The organism is Micromonospora sp. NBC_00362 (assembly GCF_026342155.1).
In the GTDB taxonomy this organism is placed as follows: Bacteria; Actinomycetota; Actinomycetes; order Mycobacteriales; family Micromonosporaceae; genus Micromonospora; species Micromonospora hortensis.
On sequence record NZ_JAPENH010000001.1, the window covers coordinates 4,522,292 to 4,536,231 of the forward strand.

Annotated in this window: 11 protein-coding genes; 4 read left to right on the forward strand and 7 right to left on the reverse strand. The window is 72.7% G+C overall.

Going from position 1 to position 13,940, the window contains the following annotated elements; genetic code table 11:
* Positions 1–47: 47 nt before the first annotated feature.
* The 5 genes from OG992_RS20810 to OG992_RS20830 form a co-directional block, all read right to left on the reverse strand.
* Entirely contained in the window at positions 48–968 is a 921-nt protein-coding gene (locus OG992_RS20810) for a hydroxymethylglutaryl-CoA lyase (protein WP_266304087.1), read from the reverse strand.
* Positions 969–1,144: 176 nt separating this feature from the next.
* Positions 1,145–2,482 carry an acetyl/propionyl/methylcrotonyl-CoA carboxylase subunit alpha gene (locus tag OG992_RS20815; RefSeq protein ID WP_266304088.1) on the reverse strand — a complete coding sequence of 446 codons (1,338 nt, stop codon included), beginning with the start codon at positions 2,480–2,482 and terminating at the stop codon, positions 1,145–1,147.
* Positions 2,483–2,553: 71 nt separating this feature from the next.
* Positions 2,554–3,153, reverse strand: coding sequence for a TetR/AcrR family transcriptional regulator (locus OG992_RS20820; protein WP_238669677.1), 600 nt, complete (start codon positions 3,151–3,153; stop codon positions 2,554–2,556).
* A 100-nt stretch (positions 3,154–3,253) separates the two neighbouring features.
* Positions 3,254–6,133, reverse strand: a complete 2,880-nt coding sequence (locus OG992_RS20825; protein ID WP_266304089.1) for a hypothetical protein — start codon at positions 6,131–6,133, stop codon at positions 3,254–3,256.
* A 2-nt stretch (positions 6,134–6,135) separates the two neighbouring features.
* Positions 6,136–7,923 (reverse strand): HSP90 family protein, encoded by a 1,788-nt coding sequence (locus tag OG992_RS20830; protein WP_238687661.1) that lies wholly within the window; start codon positions 7,921–7,923, stop codon positions 6,136–6,138.
* A 121-nt stretch (positions 7,924–8,044) separates the two neighbouring features.
* On the opposite strand from OG992_RS20830, the gene OG992_RS20835 reads away from it, so the two are divergent.
* Positions 8,045–9,268, forward strand: a complete 1,224-nt coding sequence (locus OG992_RS20835; protein ID WP_266304090.1) for an MFS transporter — start codon at positions 8,045–8,047, stop codon at positions 9,266–9,268.
* Here OG992_RS20835 and OG992_RS20840 read toward each other — a convergent pair.
* Positions 9,265–10,464 (reverse strand): FAD-dependent oxidoreductase, encoded by a 1,200-nt coding sequence (locus OG992_RS20840; protein WP_266304091.1) that lies wholly within the window; start codon positions 10,462–10,464, stop codon positions 9,265–9,267. The genes OG992_RS20835 and OG992_RS20840 overlap by 4 nt on opposite strands.
* Positions 10,465–10,527: 63 nt before the next feature.
* Between OG992_RS20840 and OG992_RS20845 the strand changes: the two genes are divergently transcribed.
* From OG992_RS20845 to OG992_RS20855, 3 genes are all read left to right on the forward strand, one after another.
* Positions 10,528–11,109 (forward strand): TetR family transcriptional regulator, encoded by a 582-nt coding sequence (locus tag OG992_RS20845; protein WP_266304092.1) that lies wholly within the window; start codon positions 10,528–10,530, stop codon positions 11,107–11,109.
* Between the two features lie 70 nt (positions 11,110–11,179).
* Positions 11,180–11,728, forward strand: coding sequence for a SigE family RNA polymerase sigma factor (locus tag OG992_RS20850; protein WP_238687657.1), 549 nt, complete (start codon positions 11,180–11,182; stop codon positions 11,726–11,728).
* On the forward strand, positions 11,725–12,918 hold the full coding sequence (locus OG992_RS20855) for a hypothetical protein (RefSeq protein ID WP_238687656.1): 1,194 nt from the start codon (positions 11,725–11,727) through the stop codon (positions 12,916–12,918). The genes OG992_RS20850 and OG992_RS20855 overlap by 4 nt, the downstream gene beginning before the upstream one ends.
* A 104-nt stretch (positions 12,919–13,022) precedes the next feature.
* On the opposite strand, the gene OG992_RS20860 is transcribed toward OG992_RS20855, so the two are convergent.
* On the reverse strand, positions 13,023–13,925 hold the full coding sequence (locus OG992_RS20860) for a sulfurtransferase (protein WP_238687655.1): 903 nt from the start codon (positions 13,923–13,925) through the stop codon (positions 13,023–13,025).
* Between the last annotated feature and the right edge of the window lie 15 nt (positions 13,926–13,940).

Here is a 13,940-nt window from a genome sequence, read left to right on the forward strand (position 1 = left end):
GCACGTGGAAGGGGCCGGTGCGTGCGCCGGCCCCTTCCCTCGCGTCCTCAGCTCGGCAGCGGCGTCAGCCGGGTACGCGGACCGGCCCGCAGCACACCGGACGGCAGCTTCTTGCCGAGCAACTCCTCGGCCAGCTCCGCAGCCTCGATGAGCGCAGGCAGGTCGATGCCGGTGTCGATGCCCATGTCGTGCAGCATGTGCACGGCCTCCTCGGTGGCCAGGTTGCCGCTCGCACCCGGTGCGTACGGGCAGCCACCGAGCCCACCGACGCTGGCGTCGAACTCGGTCACCCCCAGCTCCAGCGCGGTCAGCAGGTTGGCCAGCGCCGTACCCCGGGTGTTGTGGAAGTGCAGCAGGACCGGCACGTGCGCGTTGCTGTCGCGTACCGCTGTCAGCAGCTCGCGAACCCGACGCGGGGTACCCATGCCGGTGGTGTCGCCGAACGCGACCCGGTCCGCGCCGTCGCGGACGACCCGGTCCACGATCCCGGCCACCCGCTGCGGGTCGATGTCCCCCTCGTACGGGCAGCCGAAGCTGGTCGCCACGATCACCTCGACCCGCGCCGACGCCCCGTGCAGCAGGTCGATCAGCTCGGCGATCTCGTCCAGCGATTCGTCAGTGGACCGGTTGACGTTGCGCCGGTTGTGGGTGTCGCTGGCCGAGACCACCACCTCGATCTCGGTGAATCCGGCGGCGAGGGCCCGCTGGGCGCCCCGGGTGTTCGGCACCAGCGCGGAGTACCGCACCCCGTCGGCCTTCACCGCCCGCTGCCACACCTCGTCGGCGTCGGCCATCTGCGGAATCGCCTTGGGGTGCACGAACGACACCGCCTCGATGCGGCGTACGCCGGTGCCGGAGAGGGCGTCGAGCAGCCGCACCTTGGCGTCGGTCGGGATCGGGTCCTCGTTCTGCAACCCGTCCCGCGGCCCAACCTCGCGGATCGAGACGGAATCTGGCAGGTCCGCCATAAGGGGTCACCTCACTGTGACGAAAGCAGTGCTTAGGGGGTCCTCCCAGCATGCCACCCCGCTGTTGATCAAGAGGTTCGCGTCATCTGCGGCGCGAATCCTGACGCAAACCTCTTGATCACCGGGGCGGTCAGGGGGCGGTCACTGGGGCGGTCAGCGGGGCGGTCAGGGTGGGGTCAGCGCATGCGGGAGACGATGCTGGTGTCGTAGGCGCCGGAGAGGAACTCGTCGTTGGTGAGCAGCTCGGCGAAGAAGGGGACGTTGTTCTTCGGGCCCTCGATCTGGAACGCCGCGACGGCTGCCGTGGCGCGGTCGAGCGCCTCGTCGCGGGTCGCGCCACTGACGATCAGCTTGGCCAGCAGGCTGTCGTAGAACGGGGTGACAGTGTTGCCCTCGGTGTAGCCCGAGTCCACCCGGACACCCTCGCCCGTCGGCTCCACCCACGTCCTGATCACACCCGGGCCGGGCAGGAAACGCTTCGGGTCCTCCGCGTTGATCCGCATCTCGATGGCGTGCCCACTCGGGGTCAACGCGGCCGGGTCGAACGTCGGCGCCAACCCGGAGGCCACCCGCAACTGCTCCTCGACCAGGTCGATGCCGTAGACGTACTCGGTCACCGGGTGCTCCACCTGCAACCGCGTGTTCATCTCCAGGAAGAAGAACTCGCCGGTGGCTGGGTCGAGCAGGCACTCCACGGTGCCAGCGTTGCGGTAGCCGACCGCCTCGCCGGCCCGCACCGCAGCCGCCAGGAGCCGGGATCGCAGCTCCGGCGAGACAGCCGGCGACGGGGACTCCTCGACCAGCTTCTGGTTGCGCCGCTGCACCGAGCACTCCCGCTCGCCGAGCGCCACCACCCGGCCGTCGGCCAGGCCGAGGATCTGCACCTCGACGTGCCGTACCCGGGGAAAGTACCGCTCGATCAACACCGAGCCGTCGCCGAACATCCGCTCGGCGAACGCGCGCACCTTGTCGTACTCGGTGCGCAGCGTGGCCTCGTCGGCGGCCACGCCCATGCCCATGCCGCCACCGCCGGCAGCGGCCTTGACCATCACCGGGTAGCCGATCTCGGCCGCGGCCGTCACCGCGGCTTCCAGGTCGGCGGCCGGATCGGTGGTGCCGGGCGCGACCGGAACACCGGCCGCCGCCATCAGGTTCCGGGCGTTGATCTTGTCGCCCATCGCGGTGATCGCGTCCGCGTCGGGTCCGACCCAGATCAGGCCGCTCGCCTCGACGGTACGGGCGAACTCGGCGTTCTCCGACAGGAAGCCGTACCCGGGGTGGATGGCCTGCGCGCCCGTCGACTTCGCGGCGGCGAGGATCGCCTCGGTGTTGCGGTAGCTCAGCGCCGGGTTCGGTGGGCCGATGAGGACCGCCTCGTCCGCCTCCGCGACGAACGGCAGGTCGGCGTCGGCCTCCGAGTGCACAGCGATCACGCGGATGCCGAGCCGCTTGGCGGTCCGGATGATCCGGCGGGCGATCTCGCCCCGATTGGCGACCAGCAGTGACTCGATCATGTTTCCTCCCGGCGTCCGGATAGTGGGACGATGTCAGGGAATCATGACCGGTACGGTTCTGACGAGTCGGCTCAGGCGAGCAGCGCGGCCAGGGTCGCGCCGCGCAGCAGCTCGGCGCGGCGCCGCCGGTCCACCTCACCACCGAGGAACGGCGTCGAGTTCATCAGGCCGAACGCGGCGTGCGCGAGAACCCGCGCCTCACCGTCGGGCATCCCCGGGTGCAGCGCGGTGAGCACTGTCACCCACTCCTCGACGTAGAGCCGTTGCAGGCGACGAATCCGGCGCCGTGGCTCCTCGGGCAGGCGGTCCAGCTCGTGCAGGTGCAACGCGATCACCGCCGGATTGGCCAGCGCGAACTCGACGTGGAAGTCGATCAGCGACTCCAGCACGCCGCGCGGGTCGTCCGAGCGCCCGACGGCACGTTCCCGCCCACCGGCCAGCAACCCCTCACTGACCGGAATCAGCGCGGCGGCCAGCATGGCTTCCTTGCCGGCGAAGTGGTGGTAGAGCGCCGGACCGGTGACCCCGGCGGCCGCGCCGATATCGTCCATCGACACGCCGTGATAGCCACGCGCCGCGAACAGACCTACCGCGATCTCCAGGATCTCGTCCTTGCGGGACCTGCGCCGGCCCGCACCCGCCGCGCCCCGTGCCTGCTGCTCCACCGTCACCGGGCAAGCCTAGACCGCGAGGAGCCCGCGATGGTTGCCGGTCAGTTCCGTCCGCCCCGGGCCGGGCCGCCCCTGACCTGGCCAGGGGCGGCCGGCGAGATCAGTCGTCCTCGTTCAGGTCGTGCTCCGCGCGCAGCGCTGCCGCTTCCGCGGGTCGATCGAGCAGATCCAGCGCCCGAGCCAGCAGCCAGGCCGCCTGGCGGACCTGCCGCGAGGCGGCCGGTGACCCACCGAGCACGCGGCGCAGCAGCGGCTCCGCCTCGGCCGGCCGGTCCAGGCGCAGCAACAGCTCACCGATCAGGGTTTCCACCTGGGCGGCCTCGCCGAACGCCTCGATCGAGCGCAACCGGTCCGGCACCCCGGTGAGCCGGGCCAGGGCCTCGTCCAGTCGGTCCTGCCCGGTGAGCACCCGCGCTCCGGCCTCGGCCGCCATCGCCAGCTCGTACAGCACCGGCGGTTCGGCCTGCCCGGCCAGCTTCGCCGCCAACCCGTCCACCACCTCGACGGCGCGCAACGCCGCGTCCCGGTCGTCGGCCCAGAACCAGGCGTACGTCTCCCGCCGACGAGCGCGCAGCTCGTCCAGCGGCAGGTCACCGAGCCGGTACGCCTCGGCCGCTGCGGCGAACCGCTCGCCCGCCGCAGCGTCCCGGTCGGCGTCGTAGAGGATCCCGCCGGCCTCCTCCAGCACCTGCGCCCGGTGCGGAAGGTTGTCCGGTCCGTCCAGATTGCTGGCCAACTGCTCCAACAGGGCCAACGCCGGGTCGATCTCACCAAGGCCGGCGTAGACGCCGGCCAGCAGGTGCCGGCAGCGATCGGCCTCGGCCTGGGCGCCCAGCCGATCCAGACCGAGCACGGCCTCCTCGGCGACCTCGGCGGCCTCGGCGAGCCGGCCCACCATCCGGTACGCGTTCGCCAGCTCCCACCGCAGGAACGCGTCCCCCTCGGCGCCCCGTTCCACGCACAGCGTCACCGCCTCGACGAAGTCGTCCACCGCGTCCGGGGCCCGGCCGGCCGCCAGCAACGCCCGGGCGCGGGTGACCCGGACCGGTAGCTCCGCGTCCGCCGTGGCCGCCTCCAACGCCTCGTCGCAGGCGGCGACGGCGTCCGCCGGATCGTCGACCAGCCGCGCGTACGCCAGGCACGCACCCGTGACCACCTCGCCGACGCCCAACTCCCGGCCGATCCGGCGCGCCTCTTCGACTGCGGCGCGGGCCTCGTCGACGCGGTCCACCTGCTCCAGCAGGTGCCCACGGTGCAGTGCGATCCGGGCCGCCAGGTACCGATCGCCGCCCGCGTCGGCCGGTACCCGTTCGAGCGCGGCGAGCGCTTCCGCCCAACGCTCGCGGTGCAGCAGCGCCAACGCCACCCGGTCGTGTCCGGCCGCCCGCTGCTGGGCGTCGCCGAGCCGGTCCAGGACCTCGGCCGCCTCCCGGACCAGCAGCAGGCCCTCCTCGGTGTCCTCGTCGGACCGGGTCAACAGCACGCCGAGCCGACCGGCAACCGTCTGGGCGGCCACCTCCTCGTCCGCCTTCCGGTACAGCTCCAACGCCGCCCGATTCAGCGTGATCGCACCCTCGATGTCGTCGTCGCCACGCTCCGACGCCCGCAGCGCCAGCCGGTGCGCGGACGTGCGGGCGGGCAGCTCGGCGGAGCCGAACCGGTCGTCGAACGCGACAAGTGCCGTCCGGAAGGTGGCCCGGTCGTGCCGGCCCCAGCTCTGCTCCGCGAGGTCCAGCAGATCGTCCGGGCCGGCGTCGGCGGGCACTGTCAGGGCGGGTCGTTCACCCTTCGCGCTTCGCACTCGCTCGGCGCGCTCGGTGGACGACGCTGGTGCGCTGGGCTGATCCCCGACCGGACGGGTCGGCCGGGTCGGGCGGCGGCGGACGCTCGCGGACAGCGGCACATGCTCCCCGCTCGCCTGCACGGCCAGCCGACGAGCGACCCACTGCGACTGGTGGCTCGTGCCGTTACGAGCGTCGAAGCGGGCGGCCAGACCGGTCGCGGTCCCGGCCAGCTCGTCCGCCAACGACGCCGCCGACACCTCGGCGGCCGGCCGGCCGTCGGCGGCCCGGCGGTACACGGTCGACGGGCCGGCCTGACGCAGCGCCGCGGTGGCCGCCGCCGCGAAGTGCATGGCGGCGGCCGGCGACGGCGGCCGGTCCAGCCAGTCCAGGTGCCGCTCGACCAGCTCGATCGCCCGCGCCTCGTTGCCGGTCATCGTGCAGAACTCGATGTGGTCCGCGACGTCCCACAGGTTGGCGAGGTTGCCGCGCAGCCGGCGGTACGCCTCTCGGTGCGCGTCCCGCGCCTCCTCGGCCCGCCCGGTCCGCAGGTACGGCAGGAGCAGCGCGGTGAGGATCGACTGCGGCTGCTCGTTGCAGTTGAGCCGGCCGGCGAGCACCGGCTCGGCCAGCTCCACCGCCTCCGCGTCCCGCCCGGTGTCGGCGAGGTGGCCCACCTGGCTGGTGGGGTCACAACCGGCGCAGTCGGACAGGCCGTCGCGCGGCGTGGTCTGCCAGAGCCGGTACCAGTGCGCGGCGGCCTCGACGTCGCCCACGTGGTCGGCGACCCGGAACCGGTGCTTGTGCACTGCCTGCAGGCTGTGCCCGCCGGCCCGGTAGCGGCGTTCCATGTCGTCCAGCACGGCGTACGTGCGGTCGAGCGGCACCTCCGGGAAGTTCAGCAGCCCGTTGATCATGTACTTGAAGTGCCAGAGCAGATTGTGCAGGTGACGCTGGTGGTACGGCTGCGGGTCACTGTCGAATTCGGACAGGCACCAGGAGAAGGTCACGAAGGACTTGGCCGGCTCACCGCCGTAGATGTAGCTGGTGGTGGCCTGCATCCGGGTGACGAATGCAAGGTGCCGGTCGTCGGCGGCGTCCACCCGGCGCAGCAACTGCTCCAGGGCGGCGATCTGCCCCGCTCCGTACGGCATGTCGGAGATGCCGCGCAGCACCCGCCAGAGATCCTCGTCGCTCATGCTCACTCCCGTCCCGGGACAGCCCGGCCGAGCAGGCCGAGGAAGGAATCGTTCAGCAACGCCGCGTCGGCGGCGCGGATCGGATGGTGGCCGAGCAGCAGCGCCTGCCCGTACAGCGCCTCGATGGCCAGACCGACCAGCTCCGGGTCGCTCAGCATGGTCACCCGTCGGACCAGCGGGTTGCGGTGGTTGAGCACCAACTGCGGGCGGTCCGGCGGGGCGGTGGCGGCGAGCGCGTCGAGCACTCCACCCCACAGCTCGTCGGCCCGGTCCCGGCTGGCGGCGAGCTGGTCGTTGAACGCCGCCGACCGGCTGACCAGGTAGAGCGCGGGCAGCGAGACCGGGTCGTACGCCCGGATGACCACCTCGCAGCCGGACCGCTCGACGGCCCGCTGCGCCGCCGCGAGGAACGGCCGCAGCGCCAACTCCACCTGCGGGTCGAGCGCGTCGAACCGGGTGGTGAGGTCGCTCGGCTCCAGCCGCTCGATGAGCACCGAGCGGTCCACCACCGGCAGCCGCTCGATCAGTTCGGTGTCGTACGTGTAGCCGGCGTTGACCACCGCCAGGTCCTGCGCGGCGGCCACCGCGGCGAGCTGGCGGAACTCGTCGAGGCTGGCCGCGTAGCGGACCACGCCGTGGCGTTCGCGGAACTCGGCGAGGGTGAGCGTGCCGACGTTGGTGTCCATCGGCCACCACTGGTCGACCAGCCGGAGCATCTCGTCGTCGTGCAGCGCCAGGGCCTTCACGCCGAGGTGGTGCACCTGGAGGAACTCGGCCAGCCGGTGCGGGTCGTGCCGTGCCAACCGGACCAGCCAGCCGCGCACCTGGTCGCCGAGCGCCTCCCGGGTCGCCGTCAGCAGGGTGTCCTCGTAGAGGGCCTCCCGGCTGGCGGTCGGGCGCAGCTCGGTCGCGTCCACCACACAGTGCGCGAAGAACGCCCACTCCGGCAGCAGCCCGTCGGCGTTCTCGGTGAGCAGCATCCGCTTGAGGTAGACGCGGTGCCCGGCCCGGGCCGCCGGGTTCACCGGCGTCGGCAGGATGACGGCGACACCGGTCAGCCCGGCCTCCGGCACGGCCAGTGGCAGGACGTCGAACGGGTCCACGCCGAGCGTCTCCCGGGCGTACCGGATCAGCGCCGCGCGGTCCAGTGGCGCACCCGGCGTGGTCGGCCAGGGCGGCTCCCCGGTGGTGGTGACGACGTCGCCGACGCGGACGGTGACCGGCAGCAGCGCGCCGAAGAGGCGGGCCAGGTCGGTGACTGTCGCGGTGGTGAACCACTGGTCGGCGTCCCGGCGGGGCACCAGCGTGACTGTGGTGCCCGGCTCGGCTCGGGCGGCCTCCGGCGGGGCCACCGTCACCGCGTAGCGGCCGTCGGCGTACCCGGTCCAGTGAACCGTGGGGTTGTCGCCGTGCCGGGTGAGCACCTGGATCTCGTCGGCCACCAGGAAGCAGGAGAGCAGACCGATGCCGAACTGACCGAGGAACTCGTGCCGGGAGAAACCAAGCTCGTCGCGCTTCGAGCTGCGGCCGATGGTGGCAAGCAGCTCGTGCACCTGCGCCTCGGTCAGGCCGATGCCGGTGTCGTGGACCCGTAGTGTGCCGTCGCCGGTGCTGTCCGGGGGTTCGATGCGTACCAGCGCCGGCGCGTCCGGCTCGGTCCTGCGTCGGGCGGTGATCGCGTCCACCGCGTTCTGGAGCAGCTCGCGGACGTAGACCCGCGGGCTGCCGTAGAGGTGATGACTGAGCAGGTCAACCACGCCACGTAGGTCGACCTGGAAAGTGTGATCCACGTCTGTTGTCTCCCCGGTCCCGATGCCGGCGCTCACCGTACCGATGATCACCGACAGGCGCGGTCCCCTTTCGCCCCGGCGGCTTGACCCTCGACCCGGTCGAACCGGCACGGTCGCCGGCATGACTTCCTCCGCTCTGGGCCGGGATTTCCGGCTCCTGTGGTCCGCGGCCGTCTCGTCCCGGTTCGGGGACGCGCTGCGTACCCCGGCACTGGCTCTGCTGGCCGCGACAGTGACCCGCGATCCGCGGATCATCGCGGCGGTCACGGTGGCCGGGCAGTTGCCGCCGCTGCTCTTCGGTCTGCTCGGCGGCGTGTACGCGGACCGCTGGGACCGCCGTCGGACGATGGCGCTGGTCGACGGGGTACGCGCGGCAGTGGTGGCGGCGCTGGCGGTGGTGGTCGCGCTCAACCGGGTCAGTGTGCTGGTGCTGCTGGTGGCGGCGTTCCTGCTCGCCACGTTGGGCACTCTCTTCGACTCCGCGTCGTTCGCGCTGCTCCCCGCGTTGGTGCCGGCGGACGCGCTGCCCCGGGCGAACGGCCGGCTCCAGGCGGGGTCGGCGGTGGCCGGTGGCTTCCTCGGGGCGCCCGCCGCCGGTGTCCTGTTCGCCGTCGCCCCGGCCGTCCCGTTCGCCCTCGACGCCGTGACCTTCGCGGCGGCCGCAGTGCTCGTGCTGGCCCTCAGTCCGCGTCCCGCCATCACCACAGCGACGGCGCGACGGCGCGGCTCGGTGTGGAGCGAGATCGTCGAGGGGCTGCGTTGGCTGCTGGCGCACCGGACCCTGTGGCGGGTCACGCTGCTCACCGCCGCGAGCAACCTGGCGATCAGCGGAATCATGGCGGTGCTGGTGCTCTACGCGCTGGACGTGCTCCGGGTGCCGCCGGCCGGGTACGGGCTGTTCGCCGCCGCCGCCATCGTCGGGGGCGTGGCGGGGGCGCTCGGGGCGGGGCGGCTCGCCGCCCGGCTCGGCACGGTGCCGGCGCTGCGTGCGGTGCTGGCCGTGGAGACAGTGGCGCTGACCGGCTTCGCGCTGGCTCGGCATCCGGTGTCGGGCGGGATCGCGCTGGCCGTCTTCGCCGCCGGCACCGTGGTGTGGAACAGCCTGTGGGCGTCGTACGGGCAGCGGCAGGTGCCGAGCGGGTTGCTGGGCCGGGTCGGTGCGGCCCAGCGGATGGTTGGTCTGCTCACCGCGCCGCTCGGGGCGGCGCTCGCCGGGTTGGCCGCCGCGGCGTACGGCACGGCGCCGGTGGCGGGCGCGGCGGCGGCGACCTTCGCGCTGGTCACCGTCGCCGCGTGGCGGACACTGCGCCCGGCCGCGCCCGCCGTGTTGAGCCGCGCGGGCTAGCCCGGCGTCCGCTCCCGGTGCGACAGCCCGGACAGGCGCAGCGCGATGCGTCGGCGGGCCGGTGGAACGGCACCGAGCAGCCGGAGCAGCACGTCGCGGGCGGGCCGACGAGCCGGGGAGACACCGGCCATCCTGGTCAGCCCGGCGGCGAAGCTCAGCACGTCCTCGGCCATCGGCCGCTGCCTGGCGGTGTAGTCGTCGAGCAGCGTCTCCGGGCCGCCGTCGAGCACGTCCGCCACTGCGGTGCCGAGCGCTACCGCGTCGCAGATGCCGAGGTTCATGCCCTGCCCGCCGGCCGGGCTGTGCACGTGTCCGGCGTCGCCGGCCAGCAGCACCGGCCCGGCTCGGAAGGTGTCGGCGATCCGGTGGTGCACCCGGAACCGGGAGCCCCAGAGCACCTCGGTCACCCGGTCGGGTCGTCGCGCCGGGCCGCGCTCGTCGAGCAGCGCCTGGAGGTAGGCCGCGTCCGGTTCGGCCGGGGCGCTCGCCACGGCGGCAACCAACCGGACCACCCCACCGGGCAGTGGCGCCCAGACCAGCGGTCCGGGGCGGGCGAGGAAGAGCGCCGCCTCGTCGCGGGGCAGCACGCTGCGCACCCGCACGTCGGCGAGCACGAAGGACTCCTCGTCGCTGTCGCCGGTGAAGCCGATGCCGGCCAATTGCCGGACCGTGCTGTGCAGGCCGTCCGCACCGACCACGAACCGGGCCCGCAGTGTCTCGTCGTCGACCTGCGCGAGCATGCCGTGACCGGCGCGGCTGAGCCCGGTGAGCTGGCACGGCCGTCGTACCTGGACACCGAGTCCCGCCAACTTCTCGGTGAGCACGGTCTCGGTGACCGCCTGCGAGACCAGCAGCGCGTAGGGGAAGCGGGACGGCAACTCGTGGAACGGCACCGACAGCAGCACCCGGTCCCGGTCGCGCACTGTGAAACGCGGCGTCCGCACCGCCTGGGCGATCAGCGGCGCCGCGGCGTCGATCTGGTCCAGCACCTCCAGGGTGTACGCGTGCACGACGGCGGCGCGGGAGGTCGTCGGCGGCGCGGCCGTCCGGTCCAGCACTGTCACCTCGACCCCGCGCCGGGCCAGCGTCAGGGCGGTGGCGAGACCGGTGGGGCCGGCGCCCACCACCAGGACGTCGGTGCTCGTGGGCAGCATGGCCACCTCCAGGTACCGCTGCCAACACCTGTTGGCAAACATGTGTTGGCAACGCTAGGGCCGTCCTGATTGCGTGTCAACACCTGTTGGCCTACGGTCGTTGGCATGACCCCGTCCGCGCAGTCGACCCAGCCCCGCCGCTCCGACGCCACCCGGGCGGCGATCCTGCGAGCGGCCCGGGAACGGTTCGCGGCGGACGGCTACGAGCGCGCCACGATCCGGGCCATCGCCGCCGACGCCCAGATCGACCCGTCGATGGTGATGCGCTACTACGGCAGCAAGGAGGGGCTCTTCGCGGCGGCGGCCGAGTTCGACCTCCGCCTGCCCGACCTGACCTCGGTGCCGCCCGCCCGCCTCGGTGAGGTGCTGGTCCGGCACTTCCTCGCCCGCTGGGAGGGCGACGAGACCCTGGTGGCGCTGCTGCGGGCCGCCAGCACCAACCCCGGCGCGGCCGAACGCATGCGCGGCATCTTCGCCGACCAGCTCACCGCCGCAGTGGCCACGTTCGGCAGCGACCCGACGCTGACCGCCCGACGGGCCGGCCTGGTGGCCAGTCAGATCCTCGGCCTCGCCTTCACCCGATACATCGTCCGCCTGCCGCCCATGGTGGACACCACGCCGGACGAGCTGGTCGCCTGGATCGCGCCGACGCTCCAGCGCTATCTGACCGGAACGCCACCGAGCTGACCCAACCTTTTGCCGCCTCCCGTGCGTCTGCCAGGTGACGCCTACAGCGCGACGGCCGGGAGGAGGGCGGATGGCGCCGACGAGGGACGACGGACGCGACGGCTACCTCGCCTTCGTGGAGAACCACCAGCACCGGCTGCTCCGCGCGGCCTACCTGATCTGCGGCAACCGGCATCAGGCCGAAGACCTCCTCCAGGACGCGCTGCTCAAGCTGGCGCTGCGCTGGTCCTCCGTCCGCGACGGCGACCCCTCCGCGTACGTGCGCGCCATCCTCTACCGCGACTCGGTGTCGTGGTGGCGTCGCCGACGGCGGGAATGGCTCAGCGCCGCACCGCCGGACCAGGTGGCCCACGACCGTGACGGCGCGTTACGGCTGACCATGCACGACGCGCTGGGCCTGCTGCCACCGCGGCAGCGGGCCGTGCTGGTGTTGCGCTACTACGAGGACCTGACCGAGGTCGCCACCGCCCAGGCGCTCGGGGTGACGGTCGGCACCGTGAAGAGCCAGTGCCATGCGGCGCTGCGCCGACTCCGCGAGGTGGCCCCGGAACTCGCCCGCGATGCCCGATCGAGCCGAGGCTCGGCCGATCTGGCCAGCGGCCTGGAGGTGAACCCGTGAACGAGCAGGAATTGCGTCGACTGCTGACCGTCAGCGTCGAGGACGTGCTCCCCAGCCAGCCGGCCGCCGCCGGATGGGAACGGGCTCGGCGTACCCGGCGTACCCGGCGGGCCGTCGCAGTGGTCGCCCTGGCCGTGGTGCTGGTCGGTGGCGGCACGGTGGCGGCGTTGCGACCGCCCGCCGACCGGACGCCAGCCCCTCCGGTCGGCCCGACGGTCACCCCGACCGTCGACCCCTCCCACGCGGGTCCGGTGCAGAAACCGCCCGCCGAGCTGACCTACCCGCCCGATCCGTTGGCCAAGCTCGGCGACCCGGCGACAGTGCCGCTCTCCGAGCGACCGGTCCAGCAGGCACTGGCAATGTTCCAGCCCGTCGACGAGGAGTATCGCGCCGACGGCCCGGTCCGGGTGCTCGGCAACGACGGCGTGGTGCGCAGCCTCGACGTGGTGACGCTGGCACCGACTCGGGACGCGGGCGGCAACGAGGCGCCCGCGCTGAAGCCGGGGGTGCTGTCGCCGGACGGCCGGTCGGCGGCGTTCGCGCAGACCAAAGAGCTGATCATGATCGATCTCACCACGGCGGCCGTCCGCCGGATACCCCTCGACGGCTACCTGGAGCTGGTGGTGTGGGCGCACGACCGGGTGCTGGTCGGAGGCGACGACCGGACGTACGCGGTGGACCGGGTCACCGGGGCGGCCAGCACTATCGACGTGTCGACCTGGGAGTTGATCGCGCCCGACCCGGCCGCCGGGCGCGAGGCCCCGTTGATCGACATGTACGGCGAGGGGGCCAGCCTGAAGCTGCGCAGCCGGACCGCCCGGGAGGGCGAACTCCGCTCCGAACAACCGGTCGACACCTCGGGGCTGCCCTCGCCCTACCAGGTCAACGAGTTCTACGGCCGGGGCTGGCTGCACGGCGAGCGGCTGGCGCGGGCGGCCTGGATCACCAACAGCGAGATCGACGGCGCAGAGGGGACGGCAGTGCTGGACGCGCGGACCGGCGCCGTGCTCCACCTGCTCGACCTGGGCCGGGAGCGCGGCAAGGGCTGCTGCGACGTGCTGGGCTGGGACAACAAGGGCGCGGTGCTACTCCGACTGGAACCGGCCGCCCTGGCGCGCTGGCACCCGGAGACCGGCGAGATCACCGGCATCGTCCGCGACCTGCGCGGCGTGTTCGCACTCGCCAGCTGACACGGGTCTCGACGTAATCGACTCGGGCTCATAGATGTCGCGGTGTCCCGGCGAGTGGGACAGCCCGACGTCAGGGAACCCGAGTCGATCACACGACGATCTGGTCAGACGGTCAGGCCGCCGGGCTGGTCGCCCTTGACGACTGGCGCCCGGACCAGGTTGCCCCACTCGGTCCACGAGCCGTCGTAGTTGCGCACCTGCGGGTAGCCCAACAGGTGCCGCAGCACGAACCAGGTGTGGCTGGACCGCTCGCCGATCCGGCAGTACGCGATCACGTCGTCGTCCGGGCTCAGCCCGAGCTGGTCGGCGTAGATGGCCTTCAGCTCGTCGGCGGACTTGAACGTGCCGTCCTCGTTGGCGGCGGACTTCCACGGCTTGCTGAGCGCGCCCGGGATGTGTCCACCGCGCAGCGCGCCCTCCTGCGGGTAGTCCGGCATGTGCAGCATCTCGCCGGTGTACTCACCCGGCGACCGGACGTCGACAAGTGGCCGCCCGGAGGCGACGTGCGCCATGACCTGCTCACGGAAGGCCCGCAGCGGCGCGTCGTCGCGCAGCGGCACCGGATAGTCGGCGCGCGGGCGAGCCGGCTTGTCGCGGGTCACCTCGCGTCCCTCGGCGATCCACTTCTGCCGGCCGCCGTCGAGCAGTCGCACGTCGGCGTGACCGAAGAGCGTGAAGACCCAGAGGGCGTACGCGGCCCACCAGTTGAAGTTGTCGCCGTAGAAGACGACAGTGTCGCCCCGGCCGATGCCCTTCGCGGCACACATCTCGGCGAAGCTCTTGGCGTCCAGGTAGTCCCGGGTCACCTGATCGTTCAGATCCAGGTGCCAGTCGACCTTGACCGCACCGGGAATGTGACCGGATTCGTAGAGCAGCACATCCTCGTCGGACTCGACGACGACGAGGCCTTCATCGCCCAGATGCTCGGCCAGCCACTCGGTGGTGACCAGCCGCTGGGGGTCCGCGTACGACTGGAGGCGGGGATCGGGATCGTTCGGCACAGACATGATCCCCAAGGTACG

Coding starts and splice junctions, on each gene's coding strand:
- OG992_RS20825 (WP_266304089.1), bottom strand. CDS start 6,133: ATGAGCGACGAGGATCTCTGGCGGGTGCTGCGCGGCATCTCCGACATG.
- OG992_RS20835 (WP_266304090.1), top strand. CDS start 8,045: ATGACTTCCTCCGCTCTGGGCCGGGATTTCCGGCTCCTGTGGTCCGCG.
- OG992_RS20850 (WP_238687657.1), top strand. CDS start 11,180: ATGGCGCCGACGAGGGACGACGGACGCGACGGCTACCTCGCCTTCGTG.
- OG992_RS20840 (WP_266304091.1), bottom strand. CDS start 10,464: ATGTTTGCCAACAGGTGTTGGCAGCGGTACCTGGAGGTGGCCATGCTG.
- OG992_RS20810 (WP_266304087.1), bottom strand. CDS start 968: ATGGCGGACCTGCCAGATTCCGTCTCGATCCGCGAGGTTGGGCCGCGG.
- OG992_RS20845 (WP_266304092.1), top strand. CDS start 10,528: ATGACCCCGTCCGCGCAGTCGACCCAGCCCCGCCGCTCCGACGCCACC.
- OG992_RS20860 (WP_238687655.1), bottom strand. CDS start 13,925: ATGTCTGTGCCGAACGATCCCGATCCCCGCCTCCAGTCGTACGCGGAC.
- OG992_RS20815 (WP_266304088.1), bottom strand. CDS start 2,482: ATGATCGAGTCACTGCTGGTCGCCAATCGGGGCGAGATCGCCCGCCGG.